We start from the raw sequence: 19,499 nt of genomic DNA on the forward strand, positions 1-19,499 counted from the left end.
CGCCATGAGGATCCTGGTCTCCGCAGGCAGACTGTTCGTGGCGCATTGGCCCGCGCTTCTGACGCTCGGCCTGCTCGGCGTCGCCGTACGCAACGGTGCCATGTGGGGCGCGGTCGAGCTGAGCCAGTGGAACTCCTTCGTTGCGCAGCTCCTGCTGATCATGAGCCCGCTCGGGTACCTCGTGCCGGTGGTGGGCATGCTGTGGGTCTGCCGGGACTCGCTGCCGAACCTTCGCGTGCCGGGCCCGACCTCGCCGGGCCCGACCATGCCGTACCCCGGCAGGCCCGGCCACCTGCCCGGCATGCTCCCCGGCGCGCGCGCCCCGATGATGCCGTCGGAAGGGCGGGAGCGGCGCCTCATCGACGTAGCGCTGTCCGTGCTGGTGCCGTTCCTGGTGGTCTACGAGGTCGAGGGCCTGATGGACGCCGATCGGGCCCAGTTCGTCAACGAGGCGGCGGCCGACGAGATGTTCAACGACATCTTCACCGCGGAGGGGATCGACTTCACCTCCCGGCTCGGCGTCTGGTCCGGTTGGACGCTCGTCGCCATCGTGGCTTGTGCGTTCGTGCTGCGCTGGCTGCTCGGCAGGCTCGAGGGCAAGCTGGGCTTCCTCGGCATCGCCGTGCTCGGCGGATGCCTCGAGATCTACTGGACCAACCAGGTCGCGGGCCAGATCGAGACCATCGAGCTCGGCCTGTGGAACGTGGCTGCGGACCGGCAGCTCGTGGCGGCCGCAGTCGGCACTGTCGGCGTCGCGCAGGAGAGCGTCGGCGACGCGGGCAACACCGCCGTGGCATTCCTGGCGGACGGCATCGCGGCGGTCTTCGAGTCGCTCGACATCGTGCTCATCGCGCCCCTGGCATGGCTCGCGATCGGCGCCGTCGTGCTGGGGCACAAGCTCATGGAGCCGCCGTCGACCGAGCACCAGTGGCTCGATCGCATGACCTGGCTGCCCGGCGGGCTGCGCTCGCTCCTCGAGTCGCTCACCGAGGACCTGCGGGCCCGCTTCTCCGCCCTGTGGAACGGCCTGAAGATGATCGTGCACGGCGGCCTCGGCCCCATGCTCGTGTTCTGCCTGGGTTACCTCGTCGTGATGCGGGTGCCGTACGGCGTCGGCTGGCTTGTGCGTACGGTGACGGGCCCCGTCGAGACCAACACATGGCTCGCCTTCAGCGCCATGGAGGCTGGGGCCGGGCTCGCGATCTCGCTGGCCCTGGCGGCGGCGCTCATCGCGGCGACGGTCGATGCGCTGGTCGAGCGCGGGCTGGTGGTCCAGGAAGAGGAGGACGACGCCGCGGCCGGCCCAGCTACGGCACGTCGAACGTCACGTACTCGGGACCACCGAATCCCAGCCGTACCTGCGTGATCTTCGCGGCCGGGTCGGCGAGCACGAATGACGTCACGTCCCACTCCGGCCGCGCGCTGACGAACCCGGCCGCGTCCGGCGTCGAGCAGCGGTTGGAGCTGCCCAGCACGTCCGTGGTCGACTCCCCGTACCGAGTGCCGTCGTCGGCGACCAGTACGATCTGGCACCCGGAAAGATCGGTCTTGGGCTCGGCGGCGAAGTGCATGCCCACCTCGTACGCGACCGACCCGTCGGGGATCGTCACGGGGTCGCCCCAGCTCGGCGGGGGCAGCCGGTCCACCTGCTGGATGCTCGTCACTGTCGCGTCGATCTCGCGCAGCACCGTGGTGTTCGCCCGCTCCGGCACGTCGAGCCCGAGGTCGTAGTATTCGCCCGCCAGGTGCGCCTGCTCACCCACGGCGACCCGCTCCACCTCGTGGTGCAGACCGACCGGCCACCAGAACGCCCATACCCGGAACGACGACGCCCCGGCGGCCACCGCCATCGCGACCGGCAGCAGCACCAGCCACACGGCGTTGCGCCGCCACCAGCCCTTGCGCCCCTCCGGCACCGGAACATCGGGCGGAACCGTCCCGGGCAGCATGCCCGGCCGCAGGCTCGGTGGCCATCCCTGATCCGTGCCCGGACCCGCGCCCGGGCCCATGCCCGACGCCGCCGGGGTCACCAGAGTCGTCATCCCTCGCTACCTCCTGCGCTCGCCAGGGCGTACCCCGGCTCCTGGGGCGACACGGTCTCGGTCGCCTGCCACAGCTCGTCGGCCTCCCGCCCGGAGATCCCGAGGTCCACCACAGCGACGGCGTCGCGCCGCTGGCCCGCGTGCTCCTCGCCTTGGTCGCCGCGGGCCAGCCGCACGGTCGCACCGTCCAGCGCGTCGCGCGGCACGTCGAAGCAGTACGTGGCGCGCCACGCGTAGCCCGGCTGAGCCTTGGCCAGGATCGAGCAGCCCGCCTGATCGGTGGGCCAGAACCGACGACCCCGCGCGTCGGTGACCTCCGCCCCGACAAACGTCGTCTCGCCCTGCGTGGCCCGCCAGCTCGCGTCCACCACGATGAACGTGCCGCCCGCCGCGGCGGCCTCGGCCACCCCGGCCAGTGTGTCGGCGACCCGCACCTCGGTCACGGTGAGCTCCGCATACGTGAGGTCGAGGACCTCGCCGACCGCACCCTCGACGATGAAGGGCTCGTCGACTCCCGTGTCCTGCGGCACATAGGTCACCAGCGTGCAGCCGGCCACCACCCCACCGACGACGAGCGCCGTGCCCTTCCACGTGATCCGACGGCGTCCGTGCCTCATGGCTGTCCCGCCTCAGCGCTCGGTCCCGACTGGTTCGAGCCGGCCCCGGGCCTTTCTGCGTCGACCGGGATCCGTCCGTGGTAGGCGACCTCGTTCGGGAGCCAGTAGCCGTTGTCCAGGCTTACTACGCTCTCCTCGATCCACTCCAGCTCGATGACCTCGAGGGGGATCGTCCTGCCCGACCACTTGCCGCCCTGCTCCCAGAGCAGCGCCACCCGGTGGGTGACGCCCGGGTTGAAGACGCTGATGGTGGTCCCGTCCTTGGCGCTGAGGATCGTCGCGGGCGGAAGCTCGGCCTCTTCGGACGCTCCCAGATCGGCGCTCGCTGCAGGGTCCGCCGACGGGTCGGCGCCGCCGTCGGGCGCGGTGTCGGCTCCCAGCTCGTCGAGTGCCGCCTTCGGTACGATCGCCACGTTCTGGGGCGCGGGGATCGCCTGGCCGAGAGTGGCACGGTATTCCGGCACCTCGCCGGTGTTCGTGACTTCGGCGACGACGCCGAGCAGGTGGTTGCCCGGCTTCGGGACGAGGTAAGCGAACTCATCGACGGTGGCGACCCTGACGACCTTCACCTCGAACGGCCCGACCTCGACCGGAGTGCCGGCCGCGAGCGGGTCGGCGTGCGCCTCCACCTCGCTCCAGGCCCCGAACGGGGTGATGGCAACGAGGGCCGCGACGATCCCGGCTCCGACGCGCTGCATCGTCGACATGTCGTCGGCGACGGTCGCGACCACGCGGCGGGCGAGCCGGAACGCGATGTCGGGACCGTCATTTCGGGCGTGCTTCATGGCGGACGATCGTAGCGGTGCATTACGGACGATCTGGTTGAAAGTCCGCCGCCGACACAACCCATGGCGAAGCACCGGCCACGGGCCTGTCAGGCCGCCTCGGCCGGGTTCTCCACGAGGTGACGGATGCGGCCGAGGTCCGCTCCGGCGTCGGACAGGGCGCGCGCCGCGGGGTTGCGCGTGTCCCGGAGGATGCCGAGAAGGAGGTGTCCGCCGTCGATCGTGGACGACCTGAGCCGGATCGCCTCGCGCAGCGCGAGCTCGAGCCCCTTCTTCGCGTCCGGGGTGAACGGGATGTGGCCGGGTGACCGACGGCGCCGCGCGGCGCCGGCACGGTCGAGCGCGCCCTCGCCGAAGACGGCGTCGGTCCGGTCACGGACGGCGTCGAGATCGATGCCGAGCGCGGCGAGCGCATCGGCGTCCAGGGCGTCCCCGGCGCGGATGTCGCGGCGGAGCGTTCGGACGGCCTCGGTGGTGTCGAGGCCCGATCCCGCGACCGCGGCGACCGCCGGGCCGGGCGTCTCGATGAGGGCGACGAGGACGTGGCGCGAGTCGATCACGCCGGAGTGCTCGTCCCGGGCGACCTCCTGGGCCTTGACGACGGCTGCGCGCGCCTCCTTGCTGAACCTCTCGAACATCAGATCCTCCTGCTGTGCTTCTTGTGGACGGCCTGCCGGCTGACGCCGAGCGCGTCGGCGACCTCTTGCCACGACCAGCCGAGGGCTCGTGCGCGCTCCACCTGGAGCGTCTCGAGGCGGTCGGCCAGCTCGCGGAGGGATCGCACGGCGCGGAGGCCTTCGGTGGGATCGTCCCCGGCCGCGGATGCGGCGAGTGCTTGCTGGGTCATGTGTCAACCATGGTTGACAGAACTCAACCTGTCAACCCCAGTTGACAAAGGCTGCCCGACCGGCCCGCGTCGAGCCGGTCATCGAGCACGTGACCAGCGAGACGTACACCACACGCCGCGGCGAAGCCGACGTCGTCCTTTACAAGGTCTCCGGGGGCGCGCCCACCTGGCCCGGGGCCGACGACGGCAGCGCCACGCAGGAGGTCTCCGCCACCGAGCTGGTCTGGGACTTTTTCTCGCGGTGCCGCCGGTAACCGCGCCTCCCTCGACGCCCGTGCCGCCGAGCCGCGGAATACCGCCGCTTCGTTCGGAAGCACGGGCGATCGAGGGCTACTCTGTACCGGGATGTCTTGACGTCGAGACATCGCTTCAGCCGGGCTCCGGGCGACGTCCGAGGGCCGCATCCCGATGGAAGGACGCAGCAGGGTGGACCTGTTCGAATACCAGGCGCGCGACATCTTCGAGAAGCACGGCGTGCCCGTGCTGGGCGGGGTTGTCGCGACGACCCCCGAGGAGGCTCGCGAAGGCGCCGAGAAGCTGGGCGGCGGAACTGTCGTCGTGAAGGCCCAGGTCAAGACCGGTGGTCGCGGCAAGGCGGGCGGCGTCAAGCTGGCTCACTCGCCGGAGGAGACCGCTGAGAAGGCCGGCGAGATCCTCGGCATGGACATCAAGGGCCACACCGTGCACCGCGTGATGATCGCGCAGGGCGCCAAGATCGCCGAGGAGTTCTACTTCTCGGTGCTCCTCGACCGGTCGAACCGCAACTACCTCGCCATGTGCTCCGTCGAGGGCGGCATGGAGATCGAGCAGCTCGCCGTCGAGCGTCCTGAGGCGCTCGCCCGCATCGCCGTCGACCCGGCCGTCGGCATCGACGAGGCCAAGGCCGCGGAGATCGTGGACGCCGCCGGCTTCGCCGAGGACATCAAGGGCAAGGTCGCCGAGGTGATCCGTGGCCTGTGGACCGTGTTCAAGGCCGAGGACGCCACGCTCGTCGAGGTGAACCCGCTGGTCAAGACCGAGGACGGCGAGATCGTCGCCCTCGACGGCAAGGTCACGCTCGACGAGAACGCCGGCTTCCGCCACCCGGAGCACGCGGAGCTCGAGGACTCGGCCGCCGCCGACCCGCTCGAGGCCAAGGCCAAGGAGAACGACCTCAACTACGTCAAGCTCGACGGCGAGGTCGGCATCATCGGCAACGGCGCGGGCCTGGTCATGTCCACCCTGGACGTCGTCGCGTACGCCGGTGAGCGGCACGGCGGCGTGAAGCCCGCGAACTTCCTCGACATCGGCGGCGGCGCGAATGCCAAGGTCATGGCGAACGGACTCGACGTCATCCTGGGCGACGAGCAGGTCAAGGCAGTGTTCGTGAACGTCTTCGGTGGAATCACCGCCTGCGACGAGGTAGCGAACGGCATCGTGGGTGCGCTCGACCTGCTGGGCGACCACGCCACCAAGCCGCTGGTCGTCCGCCTCGACGGCAACAACGTCGAGCTGGGCCGTCAGATCCTGGCCGAGCGCAACCACCCGCTCGTCACCCTTGCCGAGACCATGGACGGCGGCGCCGACAAGGCTGCCGAGCTGGCCAACGCCTGATTCGCCCGCTGAAGACTTCGAAAGCAGAGACCACAAGACAATGTCGATCTACCTGAACCAGGACTCGAAGATCATCGTCCAGGGCATCACCGGTGGCATGGGTGCCAAGCACACCGCCCTGATGCTCGACTCCGGCGCGCAGATCGTCGGCGGCGTGAACGCTCGCAAGGCGGGCACCACGGTGGAGCACAAGGACCACGAGGGCAACGAAGTGACGCTGCCCGTCTTCGGCACCGTCAAGGAGGCCATGGCCGAGACCGGCGCGGACGTCTCCGTCGTCTTCGTGCCGCCGGCCTTCACCAAGGACGCGGCCATCGAGGCCATCGACGCGGGCATCGGCCTGCTCGTGATCATCACCGAGGGCGTGCCGGTGCAGGACACCGCCGAGGTGTGGTCGTACCTGCAGGGCAAGGAGACCCGGATGATCGGGCCGAACTGCCCCGGAATCATCACCCCGGGCGAGTCGCTGGCCGGCATCACCCCGCACACCATCACGGGCAAGGGCCCGATCGGTCTCGTGTCGAAGTCGGGCACCCTGACCTACCAGATGATGTACGAGCTGGGCGACCTCGGCTTCTCCACCGCCATCGGCATCGGTGGCGACCCGATCGTCGGCACCACGCACATCGACGCGCTCGAGGCCTTCGAGAACGACCCTGAGACCAAGGCGATCGTGATGATCGGCGAGATCGGCGGCGACGCCGAGGAGCGTGCGGCGGCCTACATCAAGGAGCACGTCACGAAGCCGGTAGTCGGCTACGTCGCGGGCTTCACCGCCCCCGAGGGCAAGACGATGGGCCACGCCGGCGCGATCGTGTCCGGCTCGTCCGGCACCGCCGCGGCGAAGAAGGAGGCCCTCGAGGCCGTCGGCGTGAAGGTCGGCAAGACGCCGTCCGAGACCGCCGACCTCATGCGCGAGATCCTCCAGTCGCTCTGACCTCGTCCCCGAAAGATAGAACCAGGGCGAGATAGAACCCTGGCGAGATAGAACTTCAGCACGAGCTGGGGTTCTACTTCGCCAGGGTTCTACTTCGCCCCAGTTCGACTTCGACGATTTGGGGAGCGGGCGCTTTTACACCAGAGCTCGTGCCCAGCACCATGCTTCGCTGTGATTTTTCCCGGATTTCACCCGGGCCACGCCGGGGCAGGTCCCCCGTGTGACGGCGGGAACAGGGTGAAGATGGGCTCGTGAGTGCACCACCCCGCCCGAACGCGGCCATCCGAACGTCAGGCGCCCGTACGTCAGGCGCCCGCAAGTCAGGCGTCCGGTCGAGCCGCCCGGCAGGCAGCCGGCCGACCGCCCGCCGCGGCCGCCTGGTCGAGGAGCAGTCCGCGCCGGAGCGGGCCCCGCTCACGCTCGTCCACATCGTCGCCGGCTCTCTCTCGGCCATCCAGGCCGTGGTCCTGTCCCTCACCGTCGTGGTCCTCCCGGCGGTGGTCGCCTACCTCGTGGGCACGGCCACCATGGGCACCCCCGCCGACGGCCCGGACGACGCCGTCCAGCTGCGCTCCGCGGTCGACGTCGCGATGGGCATCTGGCTCCTGGGCCACGGCGTCCCGCTCACCGCCGGCGCCGTGACCGTCTCCCTCGCGCCCCTCGGCTTAGCGGCCCTTGCGCTGTTCGCCATGTACGTCTCCGCCAAGCGGTTCGCCACCACGTCCCTGCGGGCCTGGGCCGCGGGCACCGCCACGTACGCCCTGTGCACGACGGCGGTAGCGGCCCTCGCGGGCAGCGCACCCGGCTGGTCGCTCGCCCTGGCACCCCTGGGGGGCCTGGTCATGGGCGGGCTCGGCATGGCGCTGGGCATCCTGGCGCGCCCGGACACGCCGACCATCGCGGACATCGGCGAGCGAGCCGAGGCGCTGGCCCGCCGGCTCATGGGTGTCGACCTGTTCCCCGCGACGCTGCGGCTCGGGCTGCGGGGCGGCGCGGTCGTGGTCGCGCTGCTGGTCGGCGGTGCGGCGCTCCTCGTGGGAGCGTGGGCGCTGGCGGGGCGTGCGACGTCGTCGGACATCATCACCGCCCTCGAGCCGGGCTGGACCGGCGGGATCGTGTTCGCCGTGGCCCAGCTGGCGCTGTTGCCCAACCTGGTGCTGTGGGCGGTCTCCTGGCTCGCGGGGCCGGGATTCGCCGTCGGCGAGGGGACGAGCTTCACGCCGTTCGGCACCAGTTCGGGTCCGCTGCCCGCGATCCCGCTCCTCGGGGCGTTGCCCGGGGCTGACTGGGCGAACCCCCTCACCGCCTGGGCGCCTGTGCTCGTGGTCGCGTGCGGCGTAGTGGCCGGCCTGTTCGTGTGGCGGCGGCTGGAGCCGGACCTGGTCCGGTGGTCCGACGTCGGCTGGGTGCTCGGCGGGATCGTGGCCGTTCCTTGCGTCGTCATGCTGCTGGGACAGTGGGTGGCGGCGGGTGCGGGCGGCCCGGGCCGGCTGGCCGACATCGGCGCCAGCCCGCTCGTGACCGCCGGACTGGTGTCCGCCGAGGTCGCCGGGGGAGCGGTGGCGGTGCTGCTCGGCGCCAAGCTGGACGTGGTCGCGCGGCGCGGCGAGTTCAGGGACGACCTGGTGGCGTGGCTGCGGCGCCCGGGCCCCGCGCCGGCCGACGCCGATCCGGGCGACCGGCCGGCGGGCGGGCCGGACCTCGCTCCGGACCTCGCGGCCGAGCTCGGGTTCGACGGCGCTTCGGATGTGCCCGGCGACCAGTCGCGGCCCGAGGCGGAGCTGGAGCCGGATCCGGACCTGGCTGACGGGCCCGACCGGTCGGACACGCCGGCCGAGGCATCGGAGGTCGGTCCGGGAAAGTAGGCTGGAGCCCGTGCAGACGCCCTCCGGTCACCCCGTCGAGTCCACGTCGGCCCAGCGAGTTGTCGTGCTGGTCTCCGGCCTCGGTTCCAACCTCGCCGCCCTGCTCGCCGCGCACGAGGACGGGTCCTACGGGGCGCGGGTCGTTGGCGTGGTGACCGACAACCCCGCCGCCGGCGCCCTCGACCTCGCGCGGGACGCAGGGGTCGCGTCCGTCGTCGTCTCCACGAAGGACTTCGAGGACCGTGCCGCGTGGAACGTGGGCCTGGCCGAGGCCGTGGCCGTGTTCCAGCCTGACCTCGTGGTGCTGGCCGGCTTCATGCGGATCCTCGCGCCGACGTTCGTGCGGAGGTTCGAGGGCCGCATCATCAACACGCACCCAGCCCTCCTGCCCTCCTTCCCGGGCGCGCACGGCGTGCGCGACGCCCTCGCCCATGGCGTGAAGGTCACCGGCTGCACCGTGCACGTCGTGGACGACGGCGTGGACACCGGCCCGATCATCGCCCAGGCCGCGGTGCCGGTCCTGGAGGACGACGACGAGCCGACGCTGCACGAGCGCGTCAAGGTCGCCGAGCGTGCGCTGCTGGTCGAGACCGTGGGGCGCATCGCCCGCGATGGCCTGTTCCTGGCGGGGCGACAGGCCGTGATCGGCCGCTGAGCCTCCCGCTGGTCGAGCCTGTCGAGACCCGGCGGCCTCAGTCCTCCGGTGCCGCCTCCGCTGCCAGGTCACGCGGACCTACCGCGAAGAGGATCTGGTAGTACTTGCGGTCCGGGTCGTCGGGGGCCGCTCGCTTGCGCTCGATGGTCAGGTCCGACCAGCGGTCGAGGACCGACTTCACCTCGTCGGCCATCTCGCGCGCCTCCTCGCGCGTGAAGAAGCCGTCGTGGGCCACTCCCGTGTTGTAGTCGTGCCGTTTTCCGGGCGCCGCGCGGTCCCGGAGGAACATGGCGCGCATCCATCGCAGGTACGGCTCGAACAGGGCGCCGGCGTCCGCCAGTCCCGGATCCACCGTGAACTGCTGGATGACCCGCTTCCAGACCCTGTCCCGCTTGTCGCGCGCCAGCTCCGGCGCCTCCTCGATGAGCCCGGCCCTGGCGAGCACCCGGAGGTGGAAGCTCACCGAGTTGGCCGGCTCGCCCAGGGCTTTGGCCAGGTCGGCGGCGCGGGCGTGCTCCCTGACCGCGATCTCGAGCACGATGCGCTGCCGCAGCGGATGGGCGACCGCCTTGAGCGTCTCGGGGTCGTTGATGCGGAACACGTCGTCGCCGGTCACTCCGCGAGGTTACCAACTACCTGCACCATTTATTGCGCAAGAGTGATTGCGCAACGCTAGTTGCGGGATCTACGGTTGCGCCATGACCCAGGAAGAGATCCCGGCCCTCTGGAAGAACCGGTCCTACCGTCTGCTGCTGACCGGCTCGACTGCGGAGGACGTCGGGGCGGCGATCGGTGCCTTCGCCGTGCCGCTGGTGGCCTACGGGATCACGGGCTCGGTGGTGCAGGCGGGAGCGATCGCCTTCGTCGGCCAGCTCGGGGCGGTGCTCGTGACGTTGCCGGCTGGTGTGGTCGTCGACCGGGTGGACCGCCGCAGGCTCATCGTCGGTGGCGGCCTGGTGGCGGCCGTGGTCTGGCTCAGCGTGGTGGTCGCGGGCGTGGTCGACGGGCTGTCCGTCACCGCACCGCACCTGGCCGCCGCCTTGTTCGTGTCGTCCGTCGTGGGCGCCCTCATGGATCCTGCCGGAACTGCTGCCCTGCACTCCGTGGTCCCTGCGAAGCAGATGGGCCAGGCGATGTCCGTGGCGCAGGGGCGCGACGCCGCCGCCACGCTGCTCATGGGGCCGGTCGGCGGCCTGCTGTACGGGATGAGCAGCGTGCTGCCGTTCCTGGTGTCCGCCGTCGGGCGCCTGGTGTCGGCCGGGACCGCCGCGCTGGTGCGCCAGCCGCTGAACGGCGACCTCGGCGCCGCCGCGTCGGAGCACCCGCTGACCGCGCTGAAGGAGGGCCTGCGCTACGTGGTGGGCGTCCCGCTGTTCCGCAGCGTGCTCGGGCTGTTCATCGTGGTCAACGTGGTCCTGAACGGGATGATGATCGCGATCAACCTCCATCTCGTCAGCATCGGCACCGTGCCTGCCCTGATCGGGCTCGTGAACACCGCCGTCGGCGTCGGGGTGCTGGCGGGATCCGTGCTGGCCGGCAGGCTCATCCCGCGGGTGCGGCTCGGCGTCCTCACCGTCATGGCGCTCGGGGTCGGCGCGGCCGCCACCTTGGTGATGGCTCTGTTCCCGACGTTCTGGGGGTTCGTCGGGGCGCTGACCGGCATGATGCTCTTCGCGCCCGCGCTGAACGCCGGGTTGGTCTCGTACGTCACCGCCATCACGCCCGCGCACCTGCAAGGCCGTACCTCGGCAACCTTGGGGCTCACCAGCCTGGTAGCCGGGCCCACTGCCCCGCTCGCCGGCAGCTTTCTGCTGGACGGCCTCGGCATCGGTGGCGCGCTGTGGCTCTTCTCGGCCGCCTGGGCCGTTCTCGTCGTGGCGATGTTGCTCGTCCGGCCGCTCTGGCGGGTCGGTCTGCCCGACACCTGGGTGGATATTTCACCCGCGCGACACGCCTGACCGCTACGTTGTGCGGCGTGACCGCAGAGATCCCGACCGAGGCCGTGCCCGAGACGGCTGCGCCGACCCGTGACGCGCCACCGCTGCGGCGCAACCGCGCCTACCTGCTGCTCACGACCGGGCGGTTCGCGCAGGCGATCGGCGCGGGCGTCGGCACGTTCGCGGTGCCGCTGGTGGCGTTCGAGGTCACGGGCTCGGTGGGGCAGGCGGGCCTGATCAGCGGCATCGGCCAGGTTGGCGCGCTGGTGGCCACGCTGCCGGCGGGCGTCGTCGCGGACCGGGTGAACCGGCGTCTGCTCCTGCTGGTCGCGGCCGCGACGGGCACCGCCCTGTGGGCAACGGTCGTCGCGGCGGGCCTCGCGGGCGCGCTCAGCGCCTGGCACCTGGCCGCCGTCCTGTTCGGCTCCTCGATGGTGAGCGCGTTCGTGAACCCGGCGTCGGGCGGCGCGCTGCGCGCCGTCGTGCCGGCCGAGCAGATGGCGAACGCCATGGCGGTGAACCAGGGGCGGATGGCTGCGGTGGGCCTGTTCGCCGGGCCGGTCGGCGGGCTCCTGTACGGGATGGCTCACGTCCTGCCGTTCGTGGCGTCCGTGGTGGGGCACCTGATCGAGGCGGTGGCCGTCTCGTTCGTCCGGAAGCCGCTCAACGGTGAGCGGACCGAGCGGACCCACCCCCTGGCCGACCTGCGCGAGGGTTTGCGCTTCGTGGGCGCCGTGCCGCTGTTCCGGGCGATGCTCGTGCTGATCACGCTGCTCAACCTCACCTCGATCGCGCTGATCGTGGCGATCAACCTGGAGCTGGTGCGCACCGGCACCGACCCACGGCTCATCGGGCTGGTCGACGCGTGCGCCGGCATCAGCTTGCTGGCGGGCGCGGTCGTCGCTGGCCCGATCGTGCAGCGCACCCGCGTGGGCCGGTTCGGGATCCTGACCATCGGCCTGCTCGTCGTCGCGCTGGCCGTCATGGCGCTCGCGCCGACGTACTGGGTGTTCGTCTCGATGCTGGCGGTCGGCGTGTTCCTCTATCCGGCGCTCAACGCGGGCTTCACGGGCTACCTCACCGTGATCATCCCGGACCGCATGATGGGCCGGGCCACGTCGCTGCTCGGCCTGACGGGACTGATCGCCGCGCCGGCTGCCCCCGTGGTGGGCAGCGCGCTCCTCGAGGGATGGGGCATCGGCGCCACCCTGTGGGTGATGGTCGGCGCGATGACGTGCGTCCTCGTGGCCCTCTGTTTCGCCCGCCCCCTGATGCGGATCGGCAAGCCCGACACATGGGCGGCCGACGCGCTCGAGTAGAGGGCCACGATCCGCACCTGTCAGACCGCTGACCAGCCGCCGTCCGAGGCGATGATCGCCCCGTTGAGGTTCACCGAGTCCTTCGACAGGAGGAACGTGATCGAGGCGGCGAGCTCCTCGGCCATGGCCAGGCTCGGGATGTTGCCCTGGTAGGGCCGCAGGACCGGCGCGCCGAACTGTGCCTGGCCGGGCACCGGGATGCCGGTGGCGACGCCGCCGGGCGCAACGGCGTTGGTGCGGATGCCGCTCTTCGCGTACATCACGGCGGTCGACTTGGTCAGGCCGACCACCGCGTGCTTCGACGCGGTGTAGGCGACGCCGGCGGCCGAGCCGCGCAGGCCGGCCTCGGACGCGACGTTGACGATGCGCCCCTCCTTCGCCTCGAGCATGCTTGGCACGACGGCGCGGGTGAGCCGCATGGTGCCCTCGAGGTTCACACGCAGCACTCGCTCCCACAGGGTGTCGCTGACCTCGTGGACCGCGGACATGTCGTCCATGATCCCCGCGACGTTTGCCAGCGCGTCCACGCGGTCGCCTGCGGCGAGGACGATCCGCTCGACGTCGCCCTGGTCGGAGATGTCTCCGGCGACCGGGATGACCTCCGCCCCGGACGGGAGGTCGGTCAGTGCGGCGGCGAGCTCGTCAAGCTTCTCCTTGGAGATGTCCGCGGCGACAACCCGACCGCCCTCCCGCGCCACGCGGGACGCGACGGCCCGGCCTATGCCGGAGGCCGCGCCGGTGACGATCACGGTCTGGCCGGCGAAGCGGCCGGGAGTGACCTGTTCGACCCAGCCGGCCGGCCGCTCGCCCTCGACGTCCGCCTGGGCTGCCTCGTCGGGCGCGGCCTCCCGGTACGCGGCGATCAGGCCGTCAAGCGCTTCGGCGGGGAACTTGCCGCCGGACAGCGCCACGAGCTGCTCCAGCGGCAGCCCGCTGGCCGGGGCGAGCGAGTCGGGCGTCGCACCGCCCTGCGCGAGGAAGCCGGCGAGGATCCTGCCGCCGATGGGGTGGTCGAGCCATTCGCCGACGGTGGAGTGAACGGTCAGTGCCATGGTGTGCTCCTGGGACGCGGACGGTACCGGACAATGGTGTCCGGTACCTAGGATAGCCCCATGACCGGTGTACTTCGCGACCCCCGACGCAGTGAGGTTCCCCGCGTTCCCGCGCGCCGCGGCGGAGCGCCCAACCTCGGCCCCCGCGCCGCGGCGGGCAACCGTGCGGCCCTGCTCAAGGCGGCCCGCGAGGTCTTCGGGTCCGCCGGGACCAACGCGCCGCTGAGCGCTGTCGCCAAGCGCGCGGGCGTCGGGCAGGGCAGCCTGTACCGGCACTTCCCGGAGCGGCTGGACCTCGTGAGCGCGGTCTTCGAGGAGCAGGTCGCTGCGGTCGAGGAGCTCGCGGCGGCCCCCGACGTCGGGCTGCCCGACCTGCTGGGGCTGGTCACGCGGCACGCCGTCGACTCGGTAGCGTTCGTGGACCTGGTCCGGTCCGGCGAGCCGGACCCACGGTTCCTCGCCCTGGGCGAGCGGGTCGCCGTCGCGCTGGGGACCCGGCTGGAGCGGGCGGTCGCCGACGGCGAGGTCCCCGCCGGGACGACGTCGGACGACCTGCTGCTCGCGGTGGCGATGGTGGCCGGGGGGCTGTCGCAGACCGGGGAGGCCGACCGGATGCACCGGGCGGCGCGGGCCTGGGAGCTGCTGGGAATCGAGGTGCGGATCCCGCCCACGGAGGCCGGTGCCGCCTAGTCGCGGCCCCGGACCCACGCTGGCGTGACCGCATGACGGTTCCGGGCACCGCTAGACTGCCGGTGGCCGTGACTGGCGAGGGTGGGTCACCACCGGGGAGCGGCCGAGCGACCCGTGATGCGCGCCGCCCGCCTGGGTGCCAGGGTTTTCCGCGAAGCTACCTCCGAGGAGAACCGCCATGTCCGGCGCCCCGTCCGCACCTGATGTCCAGCTCACCGACGACTCGCAGCGCCCCGTCCGGCGCGCCCTGCTGAGCGTCTACGACAAGACCGGCCTGATCGAGCTCGCCACGGCGCTGCACGCCTCGGGCGTCGAGCTGGTCTCCACCGGGTCCACCGCGTCCAAGATCGCCGACGCCGGGATCCCCGTCACGCCCGTCGACGAGCTCACCGGGTTTCCCGAGTGCCTCGAGGGCCGGGTCAAGACCCTGCACCCGCGCGTCCACGCGGGCATCCTGGCCGACACCCGCAAGCAGGACCACCTCGACCAGCTCGAGGGCCTGGAGATCGAGCCGTTCGAGCTTGTCGTCGTGAACCTCTACCCGTTCGCGGCCACCGTGGCGTCCGGCGCCGAGCCGGACGCCGTCGTCGAGCAGATCGACATCGGCGGGCCGTCCATGGTGCGCGCGGCGGCGAAGAACCACCCGAGCGTCGCGGTGGTCGTCGACCCGGACGCCTACTCCGCGGTGACCGACGCCGTCCGCGCCGGCGGGTTCACGTACGCGCAGCGCAAGGCACTCGCCGTCCAGGCGTTCGTGCACACCGCGACGTACGACGTCGCCGTGGCCTCGTGGATGAGCAGCGTCGTGTCGCCCACGGACGAGGTGATGGTCGACGGCGAGCCGCGCCATTCCGGCTTCCCCGCCTGGATCGGCGGCACTTGGGACCGATCGGATGTGCTCCGCTACGGCGAGAACCCGCACCAGCGCGCCGCCCTGTACACGCGCGGTGACGGGGTCACGGGCCTGGCCCAGGCAGAGCAGCTGCACGGCAAGGCGATGAGCTACAACAACTACGTCGACGCCGACGCCGCGTGGCGGGCGGCCTGGGACCACGAGGGACCCGCGGTGGCGATCGTCAAGCACGCCAACCCGTGCGGGATCGCCGTCGGTGCCGACATCGCCGAGGCGCACGCCAAGGCACACGCGACGGACCCGGTGAGCGCGTTCGGCGGCGTGATCGCCGCCAACGGCGTGGTCACGGCGGCCGCGGCACAGCAGATCGCCCCCGTGTTCACCGAGGTCGTCGTGGCAACCGGCTTCGAGCCGGAGGCGCTGGAGATCCTGCGGGCCAAGAAGAACATCCGGCTGCTGGTCGTGCCCAACGCGCCGTCCGGCGCCGTCGAGACCCGGACGATCTCGGGCGGGCTGCTCATGCAGGCCACCGACCGGTTCCAGGCGGACGGGGACGCCCCGGAGAACTGGACCCTGGCGACCGGCGAGGCCGCCTCACCCGAGGTGCTCGCCGACCTCGCCTTCGCGTGGAAGGCCGTGCGCGCCGCCAAGTCGAACGCGATCCTCCTGGCCAAGGACGGCGCCGCGGTGGGCATCGGCATGGGCCAGGTCAACCGCGTGGACTCGTGCCGCCTCTCGGTCGAGCGCGCCAACACCCTGGCCGACGGCGCCGAGCGCGCCCGGGGTGCCGTCGCGGCGTCGGACGCGTTCTTCCCGTTCGCGGACGGCCTGCAGGTGCTCCTCGACGCGGGCGTGACCGCCGTCGTGCAGCCGGGCGGCTCGATCCGCGACGAGGAGGTCGTCAGGGCCGCCGAGGCGGCAGGGGTCACGATGTACCTCACGGGCACCCGCCACTTCGCGCACTGAGCGGGGATCCCGGCCTCAGGGCAAGTACTACTCCGCCGAGCAGGTAACGGAGAGGGAGCATTGCTAGCTCAGCGTTACCTGCTCGGCGGAGTAGTACTTGCTCCGCGAGCGAGGGCCGGGCGCACCCGGCGGGTCAGACGACGGCGTCCTTGAGCTTGATCGCCGGGTCCATGGCGCGATCCAGGTCGACCTCGAGCGGGACGCCGCGGTTCATCAGCTTGCGCGCCTGCCCCACCTCGCGCGGGGAGTCGACCAGCAGCAGCGCCCGGACGGTCGCCACCCGGTGGCCGTCCGCGGTGCGGCGGGGGTGCCGGTCGAGCGCGTTCTCCAGGTAGAGCGCCGCCCAGCCGCCCGGACGGGCAGGCCCGTCCGCCGGGGCGGGCACATCCGACGCCGCGGGGGCGCCGCGGAGCACCACCTCGTCGAACGGGGACGGCACCCCGAACAGCGCCAGGTCGTGCCCCAGCTGCTGCGAGAAGACGTACGGCGCGTGCGCCGGGATCGGGGCCAGCCCGAGCCGCTCGCGCACGTGCTCGGGCTCCGCGGCGCGCTCGTCGAGTCCGAGCAGCGCCCGCACGGTGACCTCGGGGTCGTGCAGGGCTGCCGACCAGTGTCCGCCCGGGACCGGCCCGAACACCGGGTGCTCGCGCGTCGCGATGTCGCCCACCGCCCAGATGCGGCGTAGCGCGTCGAGGTGCAGCTTGCCCGCCGGGTCGGTCGGGGAGTGCAGCCCCATCAACCGGCCCGCGCGGTTGACCCGCAGACCGCCGCTCGTCTCGAGCGGCAGCGAACCGGAGAGCCAGCCCGACGCCGGCCGCGCCCCCACGGCGGCCAGCACCACGTCGGCCTCCAGCACCCGGCCGTCGGCGAGCGTCACGCTCCCGTCCTGCGCGTCGCCGCGTGGCCCGGGCAGCACCTGATCGACGGGGACACCCGTGAGCAGGGTGACCCCGGCGTCGTCGTACCAGGGGGCGAGCAGACCGCCCACGCTCCGGCCGAGCTGCCGCTCCAGCGGCACCGGGCCGGCCTCCACGACCGTGACGCGGACGCCCGCGCCCGCGGCGACGCCCGCCACCTCCGCGCCGATCCATCCGGCGCCCACCACGACGAGCCGCGTCCCCGGCACGATCGCGGCGCGCAGCCGCTCCGCGTCGGCGGCCGTGTGCAGGGTCGTCGCGGCGTCCCAGCCCACCGGGCGGACGGGCGCGCTGCCGCAGGCGAGCACCACGGCGTCGGCCACGACGTCGTCGCCCGACGCCGTCCGCACCACCGCCCGCTCCTGGTCCACGTGGAGGCGGGTGGCCGGGTCGGCGAGCCGCAGGTCGTCCGCGAGCGCGGTCAGGTCGATGCCGAGGTCGTCCGCGAGCCATAGCGGCTCGGTTCGCTTGAGCAGCTCCTTGGACAGCGGCGGTCGGTCGTAGGGCGGCAGGCCCTCGGAGCCGAGCACGGTCAGGCGTCCCTCGAAGCCGTGCTTTCGCAGGGCCGAGGCGGTTTGTGCTCCCGCCAGTCCCGCACCCACGACGACGACGCTGCGGGGGAGCTGAGCTGAAGGCGAGGACATGGACCTCACGGTAGCTCGCAGGCCGCCAACCTGGGAATGCGCTGTCATTCTGGTTGCAAGCCGGTCACGGTCATGCAGAATCGCGACGTTTCGGTTGTACCCTCGTGCCGTGGATCTCAGTGAGACGCGGACTGCCCCCGGCGCACCGGGTGGCGCCACCACGCTCCTCGAGCCGGGCTCAGCCGGAACGGCTACGCTCGAGCGCACCGGAGAGGCCCGACTGGCCACGGCCGCAGCTGTGACCAACCAGACGACCAGCCAGGAGCTCGACCGCAGTGAGCCAGCCAGCGGCGAGGCCTCTGACATGACTCCGCCGGAGCTGCAGCGCAGCAACCTCGCGATCTGGCTGGTTCTCGCCGGCGTCGCGCTCTCGGTCGTGCTCGGGATGGCGGTCGGCGCGCGCGCCGGAGCGATCGGTATCGGTGTGGTTCTCGTGGTCTGCGCGATCTTCCGCGCGGTGCTCGACAGCCCGGTGGGGCTCGTCATCCGCACGCGGACCGTCGACATCATGCTCTACGGGGCCACCGCGGTGCTGATCGGCGTCCTCGCCGTGGCCACGCCGAGCATCTGACGCACCTGGCGGCGCCCGCCCCCTCGCATGCCGCGAGCGGCGCCCGCCCGCGCGTATGCGGTGAGCGGGGCCCCTCAGCGATCCGCGCCCTCGAGCGAGCCGGTCACCGGGCTCTCGGACTCGATCACGCACAGGATCCGGCGGTCGCCCTCGGCCCAGCTCTCCTCCGACGGCGCGATCGGCCAGTACAGCAGCTCCGACTTGGCCCACCGCAGGCCGACGAACTTGGCGAACTGCGGGTAGCAGTACGCGTCGGCGGCGTCCCAGAGCGCCTGCTGGGTGGGCGTCGAGCGGTCTCCGGCGAGGCTGTCGGACGCCGTCGTCTCGGCGTAGATCTCGCCGCCGTGCGCGGTGGTGCAGGGCACCACCGGGATCCGGTACAGCGTGGTCCGGCCCGACGTCGCCGCCGTGTCGATGCAGTCGCCCACGGCCAGGTCCGGGATCTCGGCTCCAGCGGTCGCGGTGGTGTCCGACGGCGGGGCGGGCTCCCCGGTCGGCTCCAGCCGGCCTTCGGTGTCGGGCGTCGGGAGCGGGGCTGCCGGATCCTCCGCGTACGGGTCCGCGGTCGGGTCCACGTACGGGTCTGCCGCGGCGTTCGGGTCCTCCGTGGGGGTGGGGGCCGACGTCGGGGCGGTGAGCGCGGGACCGTCGTCGGGCAGCGTGATGCCGAGCGGGCCCGCCAGGGCCGGCGGGACGAACGATCTGGCGGCCGATACGAACCCGGGCGGGAGCGCCGACGCGTAGGTGGGCGCCGCCGCGATGCCGATGGCCAGCCCGACGATCCCGAGCACGCCGAGGGTGACCGCGCCAAGGGCGAAGTCGAGGGTGTGCACCGACGACTTCTTCGCGCGGCGCGCGTTGCCCGTGCCGTTGGCCTCGGCGGTGCGCATCGACTGCACGAGGGCGGGAATGGCCAGCGGCCAGAAGAACAGGAACGCGGCGACCACCCAGCCCACGCGGGTCGGGTAGGGCAGGGCCGACTCGTCGTCGGCGTCGTCCGCGGGGTCCTCTGTGGCAACCGGCTCCGGTGCCGCGTCGAGCTCCGTCTCTGGGCCGTCCGAGCCCGGTTCCGTCGCGTCTCCAGGGCTGTGCAACGTGTCGGCCATGATGCGCGATCGTAGCGGTGCAGGGTTCCGGGACGAAAGGCAGCATTCACCCGGCCCGGGGTCGCGTGACGCCGCCGGGGCCGCACCTCCCGTACGGAAGGTG

The 19,499-nt window shown here is 72.2% G+C and carries 20 protein-coding genes and 1 riboswitch; of the genes, 11 read left to right on the forward strand and 9 right to left on the reverse strand.

Going from position 1 to position 19,499, the window contains the following annotated elements; all coding sequences use genetic code 11:
• The first annotated feature begins 4 nt into the window (after positions 1-4).
• Positions 5-1,366 carry a hypothetical protein gene (locus tag IE250_RS11305; RefSeq protein WP_229872365.1) on the forward strand — a complete coding sequence of 454 codons (1,362 nt, stop codon included), beginning with the start codon at positions 5-7 and terminating at the stop codon, positions 1,364-1,366.
• Here the strand turns inward: IE250_RS11305 and IE250_RS11310 are convergent.
• The 5 genes from IE250_RS11310 to IE250_RS11330 form a co-directional block, all read right to left on the reverse strand.
• On the reverse strand, positions 1,308-2,042 hold the full coding sequence (locus IE250_RS11310) for a hypothetical protein (protein WP_189669389.1): 735 nt from the start codon (positions 2,040-2,042) through the stop codon (positions 1,308-1,310). The two genes, IE250_RS11305 and IE250_RS11310, sit on opposite strands and share 59 nt — an antisense overlap.
• Positions 2,039-2,659, reverse strand: coding sequence for a hypothetical protein (locus IE250_RS11315; protein WP_189669390.1), 621 nt, complete (start codon positions 2,657-2,659; stop codon positions 2,039-2,041). The genes IE250_RS11310 and IE250_RS11315 overlap by 4 nt, the downstream gene beginning before the upstream one ends.
• On the reverse strand, positions 2,656-3,444 hold the full coding sequence (locus tag IE250_RS11320) for a hypothetical protein (RefSeq protein ID WP_189669391.1): 789 nt from the start codon (positions 3,442-3,444) through the stop codon (positions 2,656-2,658). Before IE250_RS11320 ends, IE250_RS11315 begins: the two co-directional genes overlap by 4 nt.
• Positions 3,445-3,533: 89 nt before the next feature.
• Complete coding sequence (locus IE250_RS11325; RefSeq protein WP_189669392.1) at positions 3,534-4,082, reverse strand: Clp protease N-terminal domain-containing protein; 549 nt, start codon at positions 4,080-4,082, stop codon at positions 3,534-3,536.
• Positions 4,082-4,291: a helix-turn-helix domain-containing protein gene (locus IE250_RS11330; RefSeq protein ID WP_189669393.1), complete on the reverse strand. Its 210-nt coding sequence runs from the start codon at positions 4,289-4,291 to the stop codon at positions 4,082-4,084. The genes IE250_RS11325 and IE250_RS11330 overlap by 1 nt, the downstream gene beginning before the upstream one ends.
• A gap of 41 nt (positions 4,292-4,332) precedes the next feature.
• On the opposite strand from IE250_RS11330, the gene IE250_RS11335 reads away from it, so the two are divergent.
• The 5 genes from IE250_RS11335 (at position 4,333) to purN (ending at position 9,341) form a co-directional block, all read left to right on the forward strand.
• A complete protein-coding gene (locus IE250_RS11335) occupies positions 4,333-4,545 on the forward strand; it encodes an alpha/beta hydrolase family protein (RefSeq protein ID WP_189669394.1) in 213 nt (70 codons plus the stop codon).
• Between the two features lie 172 nt (positions 4,546-4,717).
• Positions 4,718-5,884 (forward strand): ADP-forming succinate--CoA ligase subunit beta, encoded by a 1,167-nt coding sequence (gene sucC / locus IE250_RS11340; RefSeq protein ID WP_189669395.1) that lies wholly within the window; start codon positions 4,718-4,720, stop codon positions 5,882-5,884.
• Between the two features lie 40 nt (positions 5,885-5,924).
• Positions 5,925-6,821 carry a succinate--CoA ligase subunit alpha gene (sucD, locus tag IE250_RS11345; protein ID WP_189669396.1) on the forward strand — a complete coding sequence of 299 codons (897 nt, stop codon included), beginning with the start codon at positions 5,925-5,927 and terminating at the stop codon, positions 6,819-6,821.
• Positions 6,822-7,072: 251 nt separating this feature from the next.
• Complete coding sequence (locus tag IE250_RS11350; RefSeq protein WP_189669397.1) at positions 7,073-8,686, forward strand: cell division protein PerM; 1,614 nt, start codon at positions 7,073-7,075, stop codon at positions 8,684-8,686.
• A 10-nt stretch (positions 8,687-8,696) separates the two neighbouring features.
• On the forward strand, positions 8,697-9,341 hold the full coding sequence (gene purN / locus IE250_RS11355) for a phosphoribosylglycinamide formyltransferase (protein ID WP_229872366.1): 645 nt from the start codon (positions 8,697-8,699) through the stop codon (positions 9,339-9,341).
• Between the two features lie 37 nt (positions 9,342-9,378).
• Here the strand turns inward: purN and IE250_RS11360 are convergent, their stop codons facing one another.
• Positions 9,379-9,957 (reverse strand): ArsR/SmtB family transcription factor, encoded by a 579-nt coding sequence (locus tag IE250_RS11360; RefSeq protein ID WP_189669399.1) that lies wholly within the window; start codon positions 9,955-9,957, stop codon positions 9,379-9,381.
• Between the two features lie 82 nt (positions 9,958-10,039).
• On the opposite strand from IE250_RS11360, the gene IE250_RS11365 reads away from it, so the two are divergent.
• Together IE250_RS11365 and IE250_RS11370 are read left to right on the forward strand one after the other, a co-directional pair.
• Positions 10,040-11,299: an MFS transporter gene (locus tag IE250_RS11365; RefSeq protein WP_189669400.1), complete on the forward strand. Its 1,260-nt coding sequence runs from the start codon at positions 10,040-10,042 to the stop codon at positions 11,297-11,299.
• A gap of 17 nt (positions 11,300-11,316) precedes the next feature.
• A complete protein-coding gene (locus IE250_RS11370) occupies positions 11,317-12,597 on the forward strand; it encodes an MFS transporter (protein WP_229872367.1) in 1,281 nt (426 codons plus the stop codon).
• A 20-nt stretch (positions 12,598-12,617) separates the two neighbouring features.
• Here the strand turns inward: IE250_RS11370 and IE250_RS11375 are convergent, their stop codons facing one another.
• A complete protein-coding gene (locus tag IE250_RS11375; RefSeq protein ID WP_189669401.1) occupies positions 12,618-13,649 on the reverse strand; it encodes an SDR family NAD(P)-dependent oxidoreductase in 1,032 nt (343 codons plus the stop codon).
• Between the two features lie 60 nt (positions 13,650-13,709).
• Between IE250_RS11375 and IE250_RS11380 the strand changes: the two genes are divergently transcribed.
• Together IE250_RS11380 and purH are read left to right on the forward strand one after the other, a co-directional pair.
• Entirely contained in the window at positions 13,710-14,339 is a 630-nt protein-coding gene (locus tag IE250_RS11380) for a TetR family transcriptional regulator (protein ID WP_189669402.1), read from the forward strand.
• Positions 14,340-14,397: 58 nt separating this feature from the next.
• Positions 14,398-14,484, forward strand: a riboswitch (ZMP/ZTP riboswitch).
• A 33-nt stretch (positions 14,485-14,517) separates the two neighbouring features.
• Entirely contained in the window at positions 14,518-16,158 is a 1,641-nt protein-coding gene (gene purH / locus IE250_RS11385; RefSeq protein WP_189669403.1) for a bifunctional phosphoribosylaminoimidazolecarboxamide formyltransferase/IMP cyclohydrolase, read from the forward strand.
• A 133-nt stretch (positions 16,159-16,291) separates the two neighbouring features.
• Here the strand turns inward: purH and IE250_RS11390 are convergent, their stop codons facing one another.
• Positions 16,292-17,719 (reverse strand): NAD(P)/FAD-dependent oxidoreductase, encoded by a 1,428-nt coding sequence (locus tag IE250_RS11390; RefSeq protein ID WP_189669404.1) that lies wholly within the window; start codon positions 17,717-17,719, stop codon positions 16,292-16,294.
• 109 nt (positions 17,720-17,828) lie between these two features.
• On the opposite strand from IE250_RS11390, the gene IE250_RS11395 reads away from it, so the two are divergent.
• On the forward strand, positions 17,829-18,290 hold the full coding sequence (locus IE250_RS11395; protein WP_189669405.1) for a DUF3017 domain-containing protein: 462 nt from the start codon (positions 17,829-17,831) through the stop codon (positions 18,288-18,290).
• 74 nt (positions 18,291-18,364) lie between these two features.
• Here IE250_RS11395 and IE250_RS11400 read toward each other — a convergent pair whose 3' ends face one another.
• Complete coding sequence (locus IE250_RS11400) at positions 18,365-19,396, reverse strand: septum formation family protein (protein ID WP_189669406.1); 1,032 nt, start codon at positions 19,394-19,396, stop codon at positions 18,365-18,367.
• Between the last annotated feature and the right edge of the window lie 103 nt (positions 19,397-19,499).

It is taken from the genome of Promicromonospora soli (assembly GCF_014653785.1).
Taxonomy (GTDB): domain Bacteria; phylum Actinomycetota; class Actinomycetes; order Actinomycetales; family Cellulomonadaceae; genus Promicromonospora; species Promicromonospora soli.

Coding starts and splice junctions, on each gene's coding strand:
- IE250_RS11310 (WP_189669389.1), bottom strand. CDS start 2,042: ATGACGACTCTGGTGACCCCGGCGGCGTCGGGCATGGGCCCGGGCGCG.
- IE250_RS11375 (WP_189669401.1), bottom strand. CDS start 13,649: ATGGCACTGACCGTTCACTCCACCGTCGGCGAATGGCTCGACCACCCC.
- IE250_RS11390 (WP_189669404.1), bottom strand. CDS start 17,719: ATGTCCTCGCCTTCAGCTCAGCTCCCCCGCAGCGTCGTCGTCGTGGGT.
- IE250_RS11315 (WP_189669390.1), bottom strand. CDS start 2,659: ATGAGGCACGGACGCCGTCGGATCACGTGGAAGGGCACGGCGCTCGTC.
- IE250_RS11400 (WP_189669406.1), bottom strand. CDS start 19,396: ATGGCCGACACGTTGCACAGCCCTGGAGACGCGACGGAACCGGGCTCG.
- IE250_RS11365 (WP_189669400.1), top strand. CDS start 10,040: ATGACCCAGGAAGAGATCCCGGCCCTCTGGAAGAACCGGTCCTACCGT.
- IE250_RS11330 (WP_189669393.1), bottom strand. CDS start 4,291: ATGACCCAGCAAGCACTCGCCGCATCCGCGGCCGGGGACGATCCCACC.
- IE250_RS11380 (WP_189669402.1), top strand. CDS start 13,710: ATGACCGGTGTACTTCGCGACCCCCGACGCAGTGAGGTTCCCCGCGTT.
- IE250_RS11325 (WP_189669392.1), bottom strand. CDS start 4,082: ATGTTCGAGAGGTTCAGCAAGGAGGCGCGCGCAGCCGTCGTCAAGGCC.
- purH (WP_189669403.1), top strand. CDS start 14,518: ATGTCCGGCGCCCCGTCCGCACCTGATGTCCAGCTCACCGACGACTCG.
- IE250_RS11320 (WP_189669391.1), bottom strand. CDS start 3,444: ATGAAGCACGCCCGAAATGACGGTCCCGACATCGCGTTCCGGCTCGCC.
- IE250_RS11305 (WP_229872365.1), top strand. CDS start 5: ATGAGGATCCTGGTCTCCGCAGGCAGACTGTTCGTGGCGCATTGGCCC.
- sucD (WP_189669396.1), top strand. CDS start 5,925: ATGTCGATCTACCTGAACCAGGACTCGAAGATCATCGTCCAGGGCATC.